The organism is Thalassotalea profundi (genome assembly GCF_014653195.1).
Classification (GTDB): Bacteria; Pseudomonadota; Gammaproteobacteria; order Enterobacterales; family Alteromonadaceae; genus Thalassotalea_B; species Thalassotalea_B profundi.
In genome coordinates this window covers 147,955-165,922 of sequence record NZ_BNAH01000001.1, presented here as the reverse complement: position 1 = coordinate 165,922, position 17,968 = coordinate 147,955, and the positions used below count along the sequence as shown (strand labels likewise).

Below are 17,968 nucleotides of genomic sequence, written 5' to 3'. Positions count from 1 at the left end.
TTTAAGGTAAACGTAGCTTAGCTTTTTACCTTTAAATTAATGCTATTAACAAACAATGTTGGGTTAGTAATTTTACTCAACATTGAAGAGTCTGGTAAACAATCATCATCAATGTAATCAGCAAAATCACCTGATGGATCAAACACTAAAATATCTAACGCCAACCTATCTAGCCCATAAAGACCTCTGTGAATCATATCAGCTGAAAATACTAATATATCGCCTGCAGACAACGGAATTTTTTTGCCTGTAGAAAGATCATCACTACTAACTCTGCCCTTTTCTTCTTGTCGTACATTAAACTCTTCTTCATTGTCCCATCGTCTATGTGTTTCAGGCACAAGCTCCATACCCAACTCATCAAATAAAGGCACGCGAAGGTGAACAACTTGGGTATGTGTTATCGCAATTTTTTGTCCTGCTAAATCATGGTCATATTGACAGTCTCTATGCCAAAAATCTTTTTGTTCAATTCTCACTGGATTAAAAAACAACTGCGTATTCATAAAAGCTGGATTAATAGGAATCAGCGAATTCACAAGGTACATTATCTTTGTTGAACTAATAAAATTAAAAAGTTTAATCCGGTCTGCACATGATAAATATTGGCTTCCCGTAATTAATGACGAGTTAAAAGCCTCTTCTTGATAAAATTGGAGATTATCTTCTTTCCATAACTCATGAAACGTTAAAATAACTCTACGCAAAGCTGCTATTTCATCTTCAGAAAAATAATTACGAATAACAAAGTAACCTTGATCATCGTATTCATTTTTTAATTGACCTGAGTTTCTTAACATTAATTTTTATGACCTTATTCTATTATTTAACATTGGTTAAGACTCGTAGCTGATATTCTATCTAGATATTCTTGTGAAGCCATTTCAGTTAATCGACTTTTAGTTCTCTCAAATTCAAACATTAACGAACCGCTCTTATAGAGTTCATGCAGAGGAACATACGCCGTTATCACCAAATTAATATTCCTATCGTAACATTCATCAACTAATGCTATAAATCGCCTAACGGCATCATCCATGGGAGCTAATACCACTTCTCGTTCGCCAGTTATCCCCGACGATACATTGATATTAGACCCATTATCTTCCGTTCCCCTCGCTTTGATTCTTTCATAAGCTTGTCCACTCATAGGAGGCACATTAAATAATAAAATAGTGCTAAATTGCTTGGCCAGTTCTACATAATCAAAATGGCTACGAGGGCCTTCACACAAAGCAGAGAATTCAAAGCAAATAGCGTGATTCTCCTTTTCAAAATTTTGAGCAACTATGTCAATTTCTCTACCTAATAACTTAATGTGTTTTTCAGACGACTTTAAACGATATTGATTTAATAAGTATTGATGCAGTTCAATTTGCTTTGCCCTTGAATTGGATAATTCATAATAATTTTGTACATAAGTTAATGTGCGCTGCCTATGGTCATGTTCACCCGATAAATGAAGAACATGCATATATTGCTCAATTGCTGCAATTGCAGGTAAAAAACGTTCACGCTGCAAACCATTTCGATAAAGTTCATTAGGTGCGCAGTTACTCGTACTAACAACCACAATATTTAGTTCAAATAAGTATTGAAGCAAATTACCTAACAACATGGCATCACCAATATCGGATACAAAGAACTCATCAAAACATAATACCTTGTAATGCTTGCTAAATTCTTTCGCAATAAGCCTTAAAGGCTCTGCTTTCCCCGACAATTCTTTTAACTGATAATGAATATCTTGCATAAAATGATGAAAATGTAGCCGCTTACATAATGCTAGAGGTAAGTGATGAGGTGATGTATTGTCAGATGTATTTAATAAAGCATTGACCAATAAATCCATCAAGAAGGATTTACCACGCCCTACCTTTCCCCATAAGTACACACCTTTAATACCGGTATTCAAATTTTCATTATATTTTTTCGGGTTTACTGTTCGCAAACTTAAATACAACTGCTGTAACAATTCAATCGCTTGTTGCTGAGAGGGATCAAAGCTTATTTTATTCGAATTAACTAGGCTCTGATATTGTGATAACGGTGAGTAACATAATAATGAGGGACTTTGCAACAATTGAGTAGTCATAGTTATTTTGTGATTTGCTTTTAACAGTAATTAACAACACACTATTTTACCCTATTAATTGCATTAGTCATTTCATTTTACATCGTTGACCTTGTCAATTATAAGTCGAAGTTACCTTAATAAAAATCGAAACGTTACATTAACAATCATTACATTAGCAAAGGCTCGAGTTATAATTTAGGCTTGTCTACTTATTATTAACTTTTAGCTTGCATGAGTTCGCGTAAAACTTGAGTAAATGTTTCTTGTGGTTGAGCCCCCGTTAAAGCACTAGTGCGATTAAAAACAACCGTTGGAACACTTGATACCCCCATTTGTTGCCACTGAGATTCAAGAGACTTAACTCGCGCTTTTAACTGTACATCATTTAATGCAGCTTGTGATTGTTCAGGCGATATACCGACTGCCTTGGCTTCTTCTATCAATACTTCTCGTTTTGAAATATCTTTACGTTCAGTAAAAAAAGCTGAAAACAGACGCATTTTTAACTCAGTCTGTTTGTCTACTTGGTGTGCGTAATCAAGCAGTATATGAGCATCCAGCGTATTCACAATTTTCATACCATCGAAGTAATCAAACTTAAAACCATAATCAGCACCTAACTGAGTAAGATTAGCCCTTGCTCGAACACTGTCCTCTGTTGAAGAACCATATTTTCTAGCAACGTGCTCACGAAGCTCTTCACCTTCACATGACATATCAGGGTTAAGCTCGAATGGTTGCCACTCAATCTCAACCTTATCCTGCAAATTTAATTCTTCAATGGCCGCTTCTAAATGTTTATAACCAATAATGCACCATGGACATACCACATCAGAAATAATATCTAGTTTAATTTTCTCACTCATAATTAACTCTTTTAGATTGACTTATAACGACAGACAAAACAGCTTTATCTAGGCTCCTTCATCATATAAGGAGCCTTTATAATGTGCTATTTTTTAGTCCAAGAAAATGCTTCAAATATTGAATCTACAGGTGTGTCAGCTACATGATTGACATAATTGCTAATCACCTTTTGTGATAGACCTAAAATAATTTCTAAGACTTGTTGTTGGCTATAACCCGCATCAAAAAAAGCTTGCATTTGATCTTGTGAGACATTTCCTCTTTCACGCACCATCGCTAATGTAAAATCATGTAAAGCTTGTAATTTAGCTGTCGGCATAGCGCTTTGGCTTCGCAGTGCTTCTGTAAGTGTTGGATCAACCTTCATTGAATGTGCAATTCCTGTATGTGCCGGCACACAATAATGACATTCATGCTCTACATTAATTGTTTGCCAAACCACAGTTAATTCTTCAGCATTAAAAGAGGTTGCAGTAAACATTTGGTGTAAATGAGTATAGGCTTGTAAAATTTGAGGGGACTCAGCCATTACCGCATATAAACCTGGAATAACTCCTATTTGTTTTTCAGCACCTTTTAATATCTCTTTACTACCCTCAGGCGCTGTTTCTATTGTATGAAATTTAAATTGACTCATTTTATTCTCCATCAATGGCTACTTACTTACCATGGTTAATTGTGACTAGTAATAACAAAAAAGTAGTTATTTTTTACTTATTAATGACACTATAAAGCAATATGAACGATCGTTCAATTTACTTTTGAACGATTGCTCAAATATTATTATTTACATTTGATTTTTTGCTTTATCGCTAAGTTAATTTTGAATTAGCAAAGTTAAGAATAAGTAGGTTTTGCTTTACCTCATTATTATAAAAAACTACAATTGAACGACAGTTCAAGTTGTTTTTAGAACATTAATTATGGCAAAACAAGCAAAATTTGACCGACAAGCGGTGATAAATTTAGCCACTAACCTTTATTGGCATAAAGGCTTTCACGCTACTTCAATGCGCAATTTACAAGAAGAAGTAGATATGCGGCCAGGTAGCATTTACGCCGCTTTTGGCAGTAAAGAAGGGTTATTTAAAGAAGCTCTTAAAAATTACACAGATATGGCTAAGAACCAAATTAATCAGTGTAAGCAAATGTATAATAGCCCTATTGAAGCACTCAGCACCTTTATAAAAGCACTTGTATTAGACACCCGAGAAAACGCGCCCAATGGCATGTGTATGTTGGCAAAAACAATCAGCGAATTAACACCTGAACACCAAGAACTTATCGACATTACCAAATCACATTTAAATGAAATTGCCAGTGAATTTGTTAAATTAATCCAAGAAGCTCAAAACTTAGGGCAAATAAGCCAAGATAAAAGTGCTGAAGATCTCGCTAATTATATTCAAGTTCAAATTACTGGATTACGTACTTTTGCTAAAATCACCAATGATAAAAGCAAACTTGAAACAATGATTGACGATATATTTACTCACTATCCATTCTAACAACTAAAAAAGTAATATATGAACTGTGTTTTACAAGGGAAAATAAATACCTTATAACGTTTGTAGTCTTTAAAGAGGAAAAAAAGTGCGCCGAATTTCATTATTTATTATAAGTATATTAGTGTCGTTTCAAACTCTTGCAGCGAGTACTCAAGGCCAATATATTCAACCAAATAACCTTTACCCGAAAGTAAGGGTTGAAACTACAATGGGCTCAATCATTATTGAACTCAATCGCGTTAAAGCAAAAATTACAGTAGATAACTTTTTAGGGTATGTTGCACAAGGTAAATATGATCAAACCTTAATTCATCGTATTGAAGAAGATTATCTTATTCAAGCAGGCGGGTTTAATACTAATTATAGTGAGGTTATACCTAACGAGCCTATTTTTAATGAATCGGGTAATGGATTAAAAAATAGTATCGGCACAATTGCCATGGCGAAACAGCTTAACGATGCACACTCAGCAACCAATCAGTTTTTCATAAATTTAAATGACAATACTAATTTAGATCCAGGTAATTCTTGGGGATACGCGGTGTTTGGAGAAGTCATAGAGGGCTACGATATTGTTGAAGCTATGTCTAAAGTTGAAGTAGGTTATAGTGAAAATTTAGGTTATCCAACAGTTCCCAAAAAAATGATCACTATTATCAGAGTGCTTGTTTTAGATGAAGAGAAAGAAAACTAATTTATACGTCAAAAAAAGGCTACATTTATACAATGTAGCCTGCGCGAGCATTATTTATTCACAGCTTTGTATTATTTAATTTAAGGCTGCTCCATCCGAACAACCACACGTCTGTTTTTAGCGCGACCTAATACGGTATTATTCGAAGCGATATGGCGTTTTTCACCATAGCCTTTAGCTGCAATACGTTCAGGGTCTATGCCACTGGCGATAAAATATTCTTTAATTTTTTCAGCTCTTTTTTCTGAAATTGTTTGGTTAAGACTGCGACCACCATAACTATCTGTAAACGCATCAACAAGAACAAGTTCAAGCTCTGAATCTAAACTTAAATATTCAGTGATCATAGCAATTCTTTTGCGTGAAGCCTTAGTTAGTTCATCGCTATTGAATTGATAATTAAGTACGGTATAAGCAATGTCATCAAAATTATAATTTAATAAGTTACCAACACAACCAACAAAATTTTGATAGGCTTTTTTAAAGCTAGCACTTGATAAACCAACCGATATTTTATCATTATCACTATACCAGTCATTATAATAAAACGTTGGACTCATACCTTGTTCAAGTTCGTTTAACATAGTCCAAGCAACTTTTTTAGGCAGATCAGGTGAAAACTGTTTATGTAATTTCATATTGGCAATAGTGTAACCCCCTTGTCCAGGCTTCCACTTTGGTGCAACAGATCGTACTTCTGCTAACGAGTAATTATCTGGCAAGCGCAGCATATCTAATTCAAATTCCATATTAATATTGCGGTCAGCACGACTATAAAACTTAGCTAAACCATAATTAGGTATTTGATGAGCCAAAGTACACTCTAAACGTGAGTTGTTAGTCAATTGCCATTTAGAATTGTCTAGATCAGCTTGATACTGCCTAATGCTGGCATTGGCAGTTGTAGCAATAAGCGACAATGTAAGTATTGATAAAATTTTATACATAACGATATTTCTAGTTTATTAGCAACATTATTGGTATCGACTAAATTTAGAATTTCTTTAGCTAAAAATTAATTTATCTTTTTCAAGAACAATTGAGTTTTCGCTGCCACTTTCTGCGATAATAACATTAATTTAAATTATTTTCTTAAATAGTGTTTTTTATAGTATGACCGAAATATCTGCAAATTCTAATAATAACCAATTATTTTCTGAGCGCTTTAGAGGCTACTTTCCTGTTGTTATTGATGTTGAAACAGCGGGTTTTAATGCTCAAACTGACGCCTTACTTGAAATAGCGGCAACTACCTTAGCTTTTGATAGTGAAACCGGTTTATTTTCTTTAGACGAAACCATTCACTTTAATATTGAACCTTTTGAGGGGGCAAACTTAGAAAAAGCCGCCTTAGAATTTACCGGTATAGATCCTACAAACCCTTTACGCGGTGCGGTAGATGAGAAAGTAGCGCTTAGTGCTATTTACAAATTAATTCGTAAAAAAATGAAAACTGCTGGCTGTCAAAGAGCTATTATGGTTGCTCATAATGCCTCTTTTGATCTGAGCTTTGTTAACGCAGCTAACGAACGTTGTGCACTTAAACGCTCTCCTTTTCACCCGTTTGTTAGCTTTGATACTACAACATTATCAGGCCTTGCTTTAGGACAAACAGTGTTAGCAAAAGCTTGTATGGCAGCCAATATTCCTTTTGATAATCGAGAAGCTCACAGCGCATTATATGATACAGAAAAAACAGCTGAACTTTTTTGTTATATCGCCAATAAATGGCAACAACTCGGTGGCTGGCCAATAGCCGAAGATGCTAAACCTATTGATTAATATATAAATAAAGGGCTTTCATAGTTAGTTAAAAGCTAAAAAAGTCCTTTCGCTTTACATCTATTAATATGTCTAAATAAAATAATTCTAAGTGCTAATAAACCAATACTAAAAGAACAAAGTTGAATATATGGGTTTGCAGAATGTAAAAAGCTTAAAATAGCCAAAGCACCAAATAAATAAGGTAAATATTCATATACGACATCGGGCAATACATATTCTTTTATATTACGAGGTTTATCTAATCGACGATGATGTGAGCGTTTAACGAGTGTTATGCAACCGGCTCCATAAAATAATATGGCAGAAAGCATTAGCGCAATATTATCACCACTCATTAACAATAAAGCGCTTATAAGAAAATATATATACGGTAATTTTTCATACACAGGTTTACTTAATTTCATCAAACATCCCTTTATTTGATTATTCTCAATTCCATAATCAAAGTGTATAAGAAAATTCACATATTGCCATTTTCAATAAAATGACAATTAATAAATCCTTAAGTTATAACTCTATTGTTCTAATTAAAAAGAAACTTGGCCAAATTTCACGAACTTGGCTTTCCCAATCAGGATCACTCTTACCATTAGGTAGCTGTAACAACCAAAATTTAGCCCACTTCTGTACATTCTTACCCGATTTACTCAATTTAAGAGGCGAAAATCTTCGTTCGTATTGATTTCCATTATATTCAATAACTTCGCGATTTTTTGTGCTTTTATATAGAAAGTTTAATTTTTCACTTATGATCTCAACCTCTGACACAGGTATTATTTTTTGTTTTTTTAAACAAGTTAAAATCTCAGCTTTTTCTATACAGATTTGCATATAACGATCTACATGAGGTGTATACACTTTCCCTGTTAAGCCATAAATTGAAGCAAGTTCTCTGTCGGCTATTTCCTTCAAAGGCACAAGTTGTTGATTAATATCATCTAACTCTTTAAGTGTATGTAATTCTTTAATTAATTTAGTCAGCGATAACTCCTTATTTGGTAAAATTCTTATAGCTATCAATTCGTTTAACTGGGTGGATCGATATTATTGGCAATACTATTATTCAAACGGAACCAGCCTGCAATAGAATATCTATCACGCTTTGCTGGTAATACTTCATGCGGGAAATCTTCGCTTAAAAAGGTTACGATAGTCCCAAAGCTTGGCGTAACTGTAACTTTGCTATTGTCGATAACAGAAGAGCTTGTTGATTGTTTATCATAAATAACAAGTTCTCCCCCATCATCGGGCGACCAATTTTGGTTAAGATAGACAACAAGCGACAACACGCGGTTACCCTCTCCTTTAAAAGCATCTTTGTGGGTTTTATAAAAGTCACCTTTAGCGTAATGTGCATAGTGACTTTCAAAAGAAAATAAACCAAGAAACAAATGTCTATTAAGATGTTTCTGCAGTGATTCTGCCCATTTTATCCATTCACTACCGGCCTCACTATTTCCAGTGATCCAACATATTTCATCCATACGAATAAAATCATTAATGATATGATCATTTGCCCGACCAACACCTGCCCGTTTAAACTTTTCATCTGATAATTCGTTAATTTGTTGGAGTAATAAACCCGCTAATTTTTCAGGTAAAGCATACGGACGAATACTGTAACCTTTCTCCACAATATCATTTGAAATAGAGTCGAAAAGTAAAGTGTCATCACTAGAGTTTATATTTTGAGGTAGGGTCAATTGAATACTGCCTTTAAAGACAAAGCTAACATTGCATTGCTAATAATATAAAATTAAAGATGTAGTATATTAACACTATGTCTGAATTTTAGCGCTATCTTTAATATGGCAATCAATATAAAAAAGCCAATAGCGGTAAGCTACTGGCTTTTGGCATCATTAAAAACTATTGAATGTTGTCAATTTCGATTTTAACTATTGATAATAGTTAATTTATTAACGACTTTTTTAACGTCATCTGTATTTTTAGCAATAGTTACAGCTAATTGTCTTTCACTGTCAGAATCAACTTTCCCTGATAACACAACGGTACCTTCAGTAACTTCTACTTCGATATCAGTACCATTTACTTCGGACTCAACAAGTAGTTTAGTTTTAACAACAGTCTCAACCTTAGAGTCCATTAACGCCGTCATCATGGTATCATCGTCTGACGAAGTTTCTTTCAATACTGTTAATTTGTTATCAACAGACTCGACGCCGTCTAAGCTTTCAATTAACTCTTCGGCTAGCGCTTTATCAACCTTACTATCTACTTTACCGGTAAGTGTCACAACACCTTTAGATACATCGGTATTAATATCAAAAGAGTTTAAATTGCCATTGAGTAATAAAGTACTTTCAGCTTTACCATCAATCCAGGCATCTTTAGATTTATCTTTCCAAGTGTTTTCAGCATAGGCCGTTGTTGAACCTACAGTAATTATTGTAGCAATAATGATTGAACCCATTGAATATTTCATAATCTTCTCCTTTTGAATGAATCATACTAAGTAATGCGATATCCATACCAAAGCATAAGTAATTGATAAACAATAACATTACTTAAATTAAACTAGACTTAACAATAACTGTTTTGTTTTTTTTACAAGCATAAAGTGTAAAAAATACATGGTATTAAACATAAGAAAACTCATTAATAAATGAGCGTATGAATTCTTAATAGGTATATCGAAAAAATTTACAATCGCCAAAGTTCAAGATTATGAATTAACACTATGACTTAACATCATCTTTGGTTATATACTTTCTCAGTAATACAGGTAACGTAGTGATGTCAGTCACCAACGCTACTATCATAGCGACACTTGTTAGAAGACCAAACAACATACTCGGTACAAAGTTAGAAAACACTAATGTGCCAAAACCAATAACAATAACTGAAGTGGTATAAATCAACGCATATCCAACCGATAAGTTAGTCCGTTTAACCCATTCTTTGTCACCTGTTTTATCAAGCTTCCTTTCTTCTAAATATCGATGAATATAATGAATAGTATCGTCCATTGAGATCCCCATAGCGACGGCGGCAATCGTGATAGTCATTAAATCTAATGGAATAGAAAATAAGCCTAATATGCCCATGATAACTAAAGTTGTGATCAAGTTGGGGATTAACGCTATACAGGCTACTTTTAACGATGAGAATATAATCATTAGTGTTATTGCCATCGCGCCATAAACAATCAGTATGGTAAGCACTTGCGAATCGACTAACCGTGATAAAACATCTTGATAAAGAATAAACAATCCCGTAAGCGTATAGTCTTTTTCTTTAAGCCCTAATGCAGATAATTCCGTATGAATGTTCTGCAATAAGTCAGCGCGGTTTAAATCTTGAGTACTATCTTGTACACGCATGGATATACGTACTTGATTGTCTTTTTCTGAAAAGTAAGCGCCAAATAGCTCTTGCTGCAAGTCAGTATCTAAACTTTTATAAAGTGCTGTAAGCTCATATTCAGTAAGTGGTTTACCATTAACCACTTGTGCAATTCGAGTAAAATCGGCAATTGAAGTAATAACACCGATAGCCTGCTGCTGCGCTAACATATTTTGAATAGCAGTAACCGTTTGTACAGCGCTAGCAGAAATCACTAAATTAGCGCTTATTTGCTCTTCTGGAATATTAAGTAACACATCGAATGACGTTGACCCGCCAAATTCTTGATCAATAAAAGTTAGCTCTTGTCTTACGTCCGTTTCTTCGCTGAAATAATTCAAAAAGCTATTTTCAGCCGTTAACTTTAAACAACCAAAGGCGCCAATAGCCGTTACTAAAACTGAAATAACAAGTACTTTTTTAGGTTGGGCTTTAATAAAGTCAGCCATTGTACTCATACTGCTTTCGAGTAATTTATGATTTTTAACAAAGGCCTGCTTTTTAAAAAGCGCAAAAAGTAATGCGGGAAAAAAGCTCAAACTAACAATGAAACTTACTACCATAGCAACTACCATCATCCAACCAAAGCTGATAACCGGTTGAACGCCACTAAAGATAAGTGAACCAAAACCAATAGTCGTTGTTAGTCCCGCATAAAAACAGGGTTTTATTTTTTGCTTTATCGTATGTAATATTAATTTTTTATGTGGCCAATCACTATGTTTCGCTACCAGTTCTTGATAATGAACAATAAGGTGAATAATCATAGCCAAAGACAAAATAATTTGTAATGCAAAGACATTGGCTGAAATTACAGTCACTTTAAAGTTAAGTGCAGCCAGTAATCCTATGGTAATTACAACACTCGTCGCGCAACAAATAATGGGTAGAATTACCCAGCTTATTTGTCTGAACAAAAACCAAAGCAGTAAAATAACAACTAAAAAAATCAAAGAACCAAAGAGCACTAAATCACTTTGAATAATTTGGATAAGTTCATAAGATAATAAATTATTCCCCCCTAAATAAAATTCTCCTTTTGCTTTATATGGCACTAAAGCAGCACGAATTTTTTCAATTTCATCAAGACGAGTTTGCTCTAATTGCTTATTAAAACTTTGTTGCTGTTGTTTTAATTGCTCGAGTAAATCAAGCTCATCATCTGTTAACTCACGCGTTAATAAGTGACGTTTTATATCAATAATATCGTAATTAATTTTTTCTAAATTAGGATCAGTTTTAAACACCACCTGCAACGACAAAGCAGTTTGCGCTTTATTAACAAGTAAGCCTTCATACAACGGATGCATTTTTAAACTTAATGAGAGTGTCGCTTCATCGAACTTTTGCTTCTCCCATGTAAAGTTTTGAATATCTGCAGATACACTGTCAGCCGCTGAAAAAATAGGCATATTAGCTATGCTTTTTACTTGTTTTACACGCGAAATTGTTTCAATTTCCTTACCAATATTAGATAGCGTATTAAGATTATCAGTTGCAAATAAAGCATTATTATTGGGTTTAAACGCTATGAGTATAAATTCTTCAGAGCCATAACGCTGATCAGCTAGTTGAGTTAAAATATAGTGTTTATTATTATCCACCAACAAGGTATCTGCCGAGGCATCTATTTCAAAGTTTTTAGCCTGCCATGCGAATATGACGGTTAATAAAACAAATATAAAACATATCGCGTAAGCCCAAGTAATCGTATTTTTTTTCAACATAATTACTCTACTGTCGAACGTATTTTATGAGAAGGGTTGCTAGAGGGGTCACTAGCGGAGTTATTGGTTAATTGTTTTTGCTTTTCTGTTTTAAATACCTCATTTCGACGTTCTTGGCCGTCTCGCTCAATATTTTGCATATATAAATTACGCGTAAATTCATACGGGTTATCAATATCGCTTAATACCTTAGGGTACTTAGCTAAGATAGGTATTTGTGCTTGAACACCATCAACAAATAAAAGTTGCTGAGCGGCTTTATCGTCATTGATAAAATTAAGTGGATGGGCAAAGTAATTAAAAGACAAAGAAGCAGTATCTCTAAGGTCTGATGGACCAAGAAAAGGTAAAACAATATACACCCCATGACCGACGCCATAAGCCGCTAATGTATCTGAGAAAGTAGTTTTATCGCGGTCAATTTCCATCATACTGCTCGCTGGATCAAACAAACCTAATAAACCTATGGTAGAGTTGACTAATACACGAGCGAGGCTTTTCCCTGACTTAGCAAGCTCTCCCTGTAATAAATGATTCACTGCATAAAGCGGCTCTCGTAAATTATAAAAAAAGTTACGAATGCTATTATCAACGGGCTTTGGAACAACCTTTTCATAACCACTGGCTAATGGACTAAGTACATAACGATAAACAGTATCATTAAATTTAAAAATAGGTTCATTAATAAAACGTAGTGAATCTTCTGGTGCTGCATAACTAACAACAGTAGGCGAATTTCTCTCTGCCGCTATTTCATAAGGACCTTTAATTGGTTGCTCACCATTAATTGATTTTTCAGATAATTTACCGTTTGTAGTTGAACACCCTGCACCTAGTATCAATAAAAACACTAACAGTACAAAGTGTCGTATACCTATATAGCCATGCTCTTGCAAATTAACACTTACGCAATTCTTTATATTTATCATGATTAATTCCCTGAAACGTTTATGTTTAATTATTCAAACTACGAGTCGCTAATCAGCATAGACAAAAACCAACTTGAACACGGGGTCACAAAGTCACCTATTCGTTAGCCATAAATATATTAAGCGATTGAGGATTAGACTCTATTATCACCATATCATCTTCAAAAACTTCGCCATCAATAACATATTGTATTAATTGCTCACTTTTTACGGTCACTTTTGTAGCAAGTTCTGTTTGAATATTACTATTATCATTTGACGGTGTATTTCCATTACGAAAGTTAAAGCTTGCTGCAACTAGCTCTGCAAAATCAATCAACTTGCTAGTAGCGCCGTCTGAGGGTTTAATCCAAGTGACATCTAAAAGACCATCTTTAACATTCGGTGAGCCATTACCTTGTGCAAGTAAACTGGTAAATGGGGCTGCATTAGCTGCAACAAAACTAGTACAAGTTAACGACTGTTCTTTTTGTTCATCAAATTGGACGGTGAGTGTGTATGCTTTACCTTGTGCAAATCCTCGAAAAAAACCTTCTAAGTAAGCAAATTGACCTGAATTATTTTTATTATCACGATCCGCATTGTGTATCATCTCATGCTCTAAACCGATACCAGCCAGTAACAAGACTGTCTTGTTATTACAAACAGCAGTATCTATTTTTTCACAACGTTGAGTCATTATATGTGACACCGCAGTACCAATAGGATCGACTTTTGAAACGTTACCATATAAGTGATGCGCAAGCGCATTAGCTGTTCCTAGAGGTATAATGCCAAACTTAATTGTTGTATTTACTAATTGTTGAGCCACTTCCCTTAATGTGCCATCACCACCTGCGGCAATAATAATTTCAACATTATCTTTCTGCGCCTGCTTAGCATATTCTGTAGCAGATTTTTCTTTGGTAGTTTCTTTAATTGATAATTTAAAATGTGGAGATAACTGATTAATAATTTGCGCTTGTGACTCTAACCATTTACCACCACCAGAAACCGGATTAGCAATTAAACAAGCAGTTTTGTAAAACTGTATCTCATTATTATTATGATATTTGACCAACGTTTTTAATTGCGAAGGATTTAAACTAGCAAAATGGCGAATTTTAGAAATATTTTCCAATACTTCTCTAACAGAAAGGTTTGGTTGTTTAGCTAACATGTAAGCGGCAACGACAAAAACAGAACGACCTCGTCCAAGCGCACAGTGAACGACTATCGGGTGCCCCTGTTCTACCTGATTTTCAATCCAAGTAATTGCTTGTCGAAGTTCTTCTATTTTAGGGCTTTGATGATCAAGTACGGGTATATTTAAATATTCAAACTCCATCGCTGATGCACTCCAATTAAGTGCATTAAATTCTGCAGTCATATCCACAATGGCTTTAATATTTAAATCTTCTAGCGTTAATAAACTACTAGAATTTAGGCGACTTCCTACATGTACACCATATTTAATATGATGAATTCTATCCGTTTTATCAAACCAAGAGGCAATAATATTATAAAGGTGAACACCTATAATAAATGGTAAGAGCAAAATACTCATAATAAACGGTATGGTGCCATACTGCGTTTTTCTAAATACAGAGGGCTTTTTAAAAACGTATGCACTAGAAACAATAGCTAACGCTAAACCTATCCATGCAAATAAAAAAGAAATGCTGCCCACACTTAAGGCAGATATACAAAAAGATAATACAGCTAAGCCCGTGTAATACAGATAAATAAACATCGATATCTCTTGTTATTAATTGAATAGTTGTACAAGTGCAAAAAGCGAACCGACAAGTTAAATTATTGATAATTAATTATATTTTATTTTAACTTCGGTCATATTGAAGAAAACTATGTAAATATTACATAATTAATTGTTAATCATTCATATTAAAACCATCACATGTAGTCACAAAGAAAATAAAACATTTATTTATCATAAAGTTAGAGAGATATAATTATCGGCATGTATTTAGCTTTACTATTGTCATCAAATAAATATGACGCGTGTTGTGCAACGTTATCTGCAAATTGCTAAAAACAGCGTTATAGTATTTCTAGCAGGTTGATAAAACCCTAAAATAAAACAACAGGAGAAAATAATGGCTAACGAAGGCTATCATGAACCCTACGAAGAACTATCTGATGAAACAAAAGATATGCACAAAGCAATTGTGTCGCTTATGGAAGAGCTTGAAGCAGTTGACTGGTATAACCAACGTGTTGATACATGTAAAGATGAAGAATTGAAAAAAATATTAATCCACAATCGTGATGAAGAAAAAGAACATGCCGCGATGGTGCTAGAATGGATCAGGCGTAGAGATAAAGTAATGGATAAAGAGCTTAAAGATTACTTATTTACTGAAGGTAAAATAGGCCATTAAACTTTTTATTTTATGCTAACTATTTTATTAGCTTAACTTAATTTTTTACTTATTATTAATTACCTTCTAACAACAGCGTTAGAAGGTAATCTCTTTTCTACAAAACACCTAGGGCTGTTATCTCTCAATTATCTTATCTTTCTTACTTTCTAACTCAAAGCATCTGTTTACTCTTTACCTTTATGCTATTCTGAAAAAAAATTCAGGATAATAATATGAAATTTATACTTTTATTTTCAACGTGCTTATTACTTTCTGCGTGTGGCACCCAACCAAGCAAACAAGCTGATATAGTGATCAGTAATGCAACGATTATTGATGTTAACACCGGTGAACTCAATAAGAATCAGTCATTAGCTATTCGTGATGGGATCATTATTGAACGCAGCAGTCAGCCATTAAACAATCATTATACTGCGACTAATTATATTGACGCTCAAGCACAATATTTGATGCCAGGCTTATGGGATATGCATGTCCATTTTGGCGGTGGTGAGGAGTTAATTGAAGAAAATAAACAGCTATTACCCTTATACCTTGCTTATGGAATTACCACTGTTCGAGATGCTGCTGCTGATTTAAGCCCATCAGTATTAAGCTGGCGCGAACAAGTAAATAACAACCAATTAATTGGGCCAACCATATACACATCAGGCCCGAAGCTTGAAGGCAAAGACTCTATTTGGCCGGGTGATCTAGAAGTTGAAACAGTCACAGAAATGAATGCTGCAATTGATAGCCTAGACGAGATGAAAGTCGATTTTATAAAAATTACCGATAGCGCATTAACACCTGAGCTTTATTTAAAAGCCGTCAAAGAAGTAAAAAAACGTGGTTACCAAATATCAGGACATATCCCTTTTTCACTATCAGTAACCGATGTTTCCAATGCCGGTCTAGATGCTATAGAGCATATGACATACTTATTAAAAGCCGCCGCAATTAACGAGCCTGACATATCACGTAAAGTGGCGTCAGGTGAGCTTAGTTATCGAAGCGCTTTACCAATAATTACCGCCAATATTGATAAAGCAACAGCACTTACTAAATATACTGTTCTCGCCAACAATAACACCGCAGTTGTACCAACATTAATCGGTAGCCAAATTACTGCTTATATTGATGAAGATAACCATCAAAATGACGACTTTTTAAATTATATTGGCAAAGGCCTTAAAGCCACTTATCAATGGCGAGTAGACAGAGCCAATAAAGACACCGCTGAGCAAATAACGCAACGTAAAGCGCGTTTTGTTAAAACAGCTGACTTACTCGTATTAGCGCAACAGGCAGGTGTGCCTATTATTGCGGGGACTGATGCCGGCTTTTTAAATTCCTATATTTATCCTGGTTTATCACTCCATCAAGAACTTGCTATTTATAATGATTACGGGTTAACACCCTTACAAACCCTTCAATCAGCAACCCTTGCAGGTCCTAACTTTCTGGGAAAAAGCCAACAATTTGGAGCACTTACTCAGGGTAAAACAGCAGATATAATCTTTTTAACTGCTAACCCATTAACAGATATTCGTAACACGCAAAAGCTTGCCGGTGTTATTGCTCATAATCGTTATTATGACCAAGATGCCCTGAACCAATTAAAAGCAAATGCGAAAAAATATGTGGCTGGTCAATAACCAGTATGCAACGTTGACACCCGCTGGGGGAGATTCCCCTGCGGGCGTAATTAATTTACAGTTATCTTAATTATTATTTTATAAACCAATAGGTTAGAATCGCCTTTTTTTCAGGTAAAATTAATAATGGCTTATCTATTTTCCATCACCATACTTTGGGCATTTTCATTTAGTTTAATTGGCGTGTATTTAGCCGGTCAGGTAGACGCATGGTTTAGCGTACTAATTCGTATAGCCCTTGCTACGCTAGTTTTCTTACCCTTTATAAAGCTCAAAGGCATTAAGCTAACATTGATCAGTAAACTAATGGTAATAGGGGCAATACAATTGGGGGCGATGTACAGCTTTTACTATCATTCTTTTTTATATTTAAGTGTGCCTGAAGTCCTGTTATTTACCGTAATGACACCGCTTTATATCACATTATTAAACGATGTTATTGCGCGACATTTTAATCGCCAGTTTTTTATCGTCGCATTAATTGCCATTATGGGCGCTGTCGCTATTCGTTATCAAGGCATCGACGAAAATTTCATTATAGGGTTATTACTAGTGCAAGCCGCAAATCTTTGTTTTGCCACAGGGCAAGTCACATATAAACGTTTAATGAGTAACAATGCGGCTATTCCTCAACAAACTATATTTGCTTGGTTTTTTATTGGCGCACTCATTGTGGCTAGCGCCTGTTACGCCTTATTTGGAAATTCTGATAAGCTGCCTACTACGACAACACAATGGGGTATACTAATTTACCTTGGCGTAGTGGCTTCTGGCCTTGGCTTTTTTGCTTGGAATAAAGGCGCAACACTGGTTAATATTGGCGCGCTTGCCGTAATGAATAACTTACTGATCCCTGCCGGCATTGTCGTTAACATCGTTATTTGGAATCGAGACGCCAACCTATTAACTCTCAGTATTGGGGGAGCAATTATTTTACTGGCGTTATGGTTAAATCAGTATTTCAATCGAAAACAATAGCAACTTTTCGCCTAGG

At 34.7% G+C, this 17,968-nt stretch carries 18 protein-coding genes; 6 read left to right on the top strand and 12 right to left on the bottom strand.

Annotation, left to right across the window (positions count from 1 at the left end):
• Nucleotides 1-17: 17 nt before the first annotated feature.
• The 4 genes from IE155_RS00795 to IE155_RS00780 form a co-directional block, all read right to left on the bottom strand.
• Nucleotides 18-800, bottom strand: coding sequence for a phytanoyl-CoA dioxygenase family protein (locus tag IE155_RS00795; protein ID WP_189376185.1), 783 nt, complete (start codon nucleotides 798-800; stop codon nucleotides 18-20).
• A 26-nt stretch (nucleotides 801-826) separates the two neighbouring features.
• Complete coding sequence (zapE, locus tag IE155_RS00790; RefSeq protein ID WP_189376184.1) at nucleotides 827-2,095, bottom strand: cell division protein ZapE; 1,269 nt, start codon at nucleotides 2,093-2,095, stop codon at nucleotides 827-829.
• Between the two features lie 197 nt (nucleotides 2,096-2,292).
• Nucleotides 2,293-2,943 carry a DsbA family oxidoreductase gene (locus tag IE155_RS00785; RefSeq protein WP_189376183.1) on the bottom strand — a complete coding sequence of 217 codons (651 nt, stop codon included), beginning with the start codon at nucleotides 2,941-2,943 and terminating at the stop codon, nucleotides 2,293-2,295.
• Nucleotides 2,944-3,029: 86 nt separating this feature from the next.
• A complete protein-coding gene (locus IE155_RS00780) occupies nucleotides 3,030-3,581 on the bottom strand; it encodes a carboxymuconolactone decarboxylase family protein (protein ID WP_189376182.1) in 552 nt (183 codons plus the stop codon).
• A gap of 286 nt (nucleotides 3,582-3,867) precedes the next feature.
• Here IE155_RS00780 and IE155_RS00775 point away from each other — a divergent pair, with 286 nt between their 5' ends.
• Nucleotides 3,868-4,452 carry a TetR/AcrR family transcriptional regulator gene (locus tag IE155_RS00775; RefSeq protein WP_189376181.1) on the top strand — a complete coding sequence of 195 codons (585 nt, stop codon included), beginning with the start codon at nucleotides 3,868-3,870 and terminating at the stop codon, nucleotides 4,450-4,452.
• A 121-nt stretch (nucleotides 4,453-4,573) separates the two neighbouring features.
• Entirely contained in the window at nucleotides 4,574-5,146 is a 573-nt protein-coding gene (locus tag IE155_RS00770; RefSeq protein WP_229816920.1) for a peptidylprolyl isomerase, read from the top strand.
• Between the two features lie 80 nt (nucleotides 5,147-5,226).
• Here IE155_RS00770 and IE155_RS00765 read toward each other — a convergent pair whose 3' ends face one another.
• Nucleotides 5,227-6,093, bottom strand: a complete 867-nt coding sequence (locus IE155_RS00765) for a flagellar protein MotY (protein ID WP_189376180.1) — start codon at nucleotides 6,091-6,093, stop codon at nucleotides 5,227-5,229.
• 166 nt (nucleotides 6,094-6,259) lie between these two features.
• Between IE155_RS00765 and rnt the strand changes: the two genes are divergently transcribed.
• Entirely contained in the window at nucleotides 6,260-6,928 is a 669-nt protein-coding gene (gene rnt, locus IE155_RS00760) for a ribonuclease T (protein ID WP_189376179.1), read from the top strand.
• A 35-nt stretch (nucleotides 6,929-6,963) separates the two neighbouring features.
• Here the strand turns inward: rnt and IE155_RS00755 are convergent, their stop codons facing one another.
• The 7 genes from IE155_RS00755 to IE155_RS00725 all read right to left on the bottom strand — a co-directional run bounded on the left by IE155_RS00755 (nucleotide 6,964) and on the right by IE155_RS00725 (nucleotide 14,685).
• A complete protein-coding gene (locus tag IE155_RS00755) occupies nucleotides 6,964-7,335 on the bottom strand; it encodes a hypothetical protein (RefSeq protein WP_189376178.1) in 372 nt (123 codons plus the stop codon).
• Nucleotides 7,336-7,438: 103 nt separating this feature from the next.
• Nucleotides 7,439-7,951, bottom strand: a complete 513-nt coding sequence (locus tag IE155_RS00750) for a hypothetical protein (RefSeq protein ID WP_229816919.1) — start codon at nucleotides 7,949-7,951, stop codon at nucleotides 7,439-7,441.
• Between the two features lie 5 nt (nucleotides 7,952-7,956).
• Complete coding sequence (locus IE155_RS00745; RefSeq protein WP_229816917.1) at nucleotides 7,957-8,634, bottom strand: 2OG-Fe(II) oxygenase; 678 nt, start codon at nucleotides 8,632-8,634, stop codon at nucleotides 7,957-7,959.
• 191 nt (nucleotides 8,635-8,825) lie between these two features.
• Nucleotides 8,826-9,377 carry a BON domain-containing protein gene (locus IE155_RS00740; RefSeq protein WP_189376177.1) on the bottom strand — a complete coding sequence of 184 codons (552 nt, stop codon included), beginning with the start codon at nucleotides 9,375-9,377 and terminating at the stop codon, nucleotides 8,826-8,828.
• A 253-nt stretch (nucleotides 9,378-9,630) separates the two neighbouring features.
• On the bottom strand, nucleotides 9,631-12,024 hold the full coding sequence (locus IE155_RS00735; RefSeq protein ID WP_189376176.1) for an efflux RND transporter permease subunit: 2,394 nt from the start codon (nucleotides 12,022-12,024) through the stop codon (nucleotides 9,631-9,633).
• Between the two features lie 2 nt (nucleotides 12,025-12,026).
• The gene (locus IE155_RS00730) at nucleotides 12,027-12,953 is read right to left on the bottom strand and encodes an MlaA family lipoprotein (protein WP_189376175.1); all 927 of its coding nucleotides are present in this window, start codon (nucleotides 12,951-12,953) and stop codon (nucleotides 12,027-12,029) included.
• A gap of 97 nt (nucleotides 12,954-13,050) precedes the next feature.
• Entirely contained in the window at nucleotides 13,051-14,685 is a 1,635-nt protein-coding gene (locus tag IE155_RS00725; protein WP_189376174.1) for a diacylglycerol kinase family protein, read from the bottom strand.
• Nucleotides 14,686-15,049: 364 nt separating this feature from the next.
• Between IE155_RS00725 and IE155_RS00720 the strand changes: the two genes are divergently transcribed.
• The 3 genes from IE155_RS00720 (at nucleotide 15,050) to IE155_RS00710 (ending at nucleotide 17,952) form a co-directional block, all read left to right on the top strand.
• Complete coding sequence (locus IE155_RS00720) at nucleotides 15,050-15,334, top strand: encapsulin-associated ferritin-like protein (RefSeq protein WP_189376173.1); 285 nt, start codon at nucleotides 15,050-15,052, stop codon at nucleotides 15,332-15,334.
• 215 nt (nucleotides 15,335-15,549) lie between these two features.
• Nucleotides 15,550-16,974 (top strand): amidohydrolase family protein, encoded by a 1,425-nt coding sequence (locus IE155_RS00715; protein WP_189376172.1) that lies wholly within the window; start codon nucleotides 15,550-15,552, stop codon nucleotides 16,972-16,974.
• Nucleotides 16,975-17,100: 126 nt separating this feature from the next.
• The gene (locus tag IE155_RS00710) at nucleotides 17,101-17,952 is read left to right on the top strand and encodes an EamA family transporter (protein ID WP_189376171.1); all 852 of its coding nucleotides are present in this window, start codon (nucleotides 17,101-17,103) and stop codon (nucleotides 17,950-17,952) included.
• The last annotated feature ends 16 nt before the right edge of the window (nucleotides 17,953-17,968 follow it).

Bases quoted from the DNA above. Each gene is read 5' to 3' on its own strand.
- IE155_RS00715 (WP_189376172.1), top strand. From the start codon at position 15,550: ATGAAATTTATACTTTTATTTTCAACGTGCTTATTACTTTCTGCGTGT.
- IE155_RS00730 (WP_189376175.1), bottom strand. From the start codon at position 12,953: ATGATAAATATAAAGAATTGCGTAAGTGTTAATTTGCAAGAGCATGGC.
- IE155_RS00725 (WP_189376174.1), bottom strand. From the start codon at position 14,685: ATGTTTATTTATCTGTATTACACGGGCTTAGCTGTATTATCTTTTTGT.
- IE155_RS00775 (WP_189376181.1), top strand. From the start codon at position 3,868: ATGGCAAAACAAGCAAAATTTGACCGACAAGCGGTGATAAATTTAGCC.
- IE155_RS00710 (WP_189376171.1), top strand. From the start codon at position 17,101: ATGGCTTATCTATTTTCCATCACCATACTTTGGGCATTTTCATTTAGT.
- IE155_RS00735 (WP_189376176.1), bottom strand. From the start codon at position 12,024: ATGTTGAAAAAAAATACGATTACTTGGGCTTACGCGATATGTTTTATA.
- IE155_RS00720 (WP_189376173.1), top strand. From the start codon at position 15,050: ATGGCTAACGAAGGCTATCATGAACCCTACGAAGAACTATCTGATGAA.
- IE155_RS00765 (WP_189376180.1), bottom strand. From the start codon at position 6,093: ATGTATAAAATTTTATCAATACTTACATTGTCGCTTATTGCTACAACT.
- zapE (WP_189376184.1), bottom strand. From the start codon at position 2,095: ATGACTACTCAATTGTTGCAAAGTCCCTCATTATTATGTTACTCACCG.
- IE155_RS00740 (WP_189376177.1), bottom strand. From the start codon at position 9,377: ATGAAATATTCAATGGGTTCAATCATTATTGCTACAATAATTACTGTA.
- IE155_RS00780 (WP_189376182.1), bottom strand. From the start codon at position 3,581: ATGAGTCAATTTAAATTTCATACAATAGAAACAGCGCCTGAGGGTAGT.
- IE155_RS00795 (WP_189376185.1), bottom strand. From the start codon at position 800: ATGTTAAGAAACTCAGGTCAATTAAAAAATGAATACGATGATCAAGGT.
- rnt (WP_189376179.1), top strand. From the start codon at position 6,260: ATGACCGAAATATCTGCAAATTCTAATAATAACCAATTATTTTCTGAG.
- IE155_RS00755 (WP_189376178.1), bottom strand. From the start codon at position 7,335: ATGAAATTAAGTAAACCTGTGTATGAAAAATTACCGTATATATATTTT.
- IE155_RS00785 (WP_189376183.1), bottom strand. From the start codon at position 2,943: ATGAGTGAGAAAATTAAACTAGATATTATTTCTGATGTGGTATGTCCA.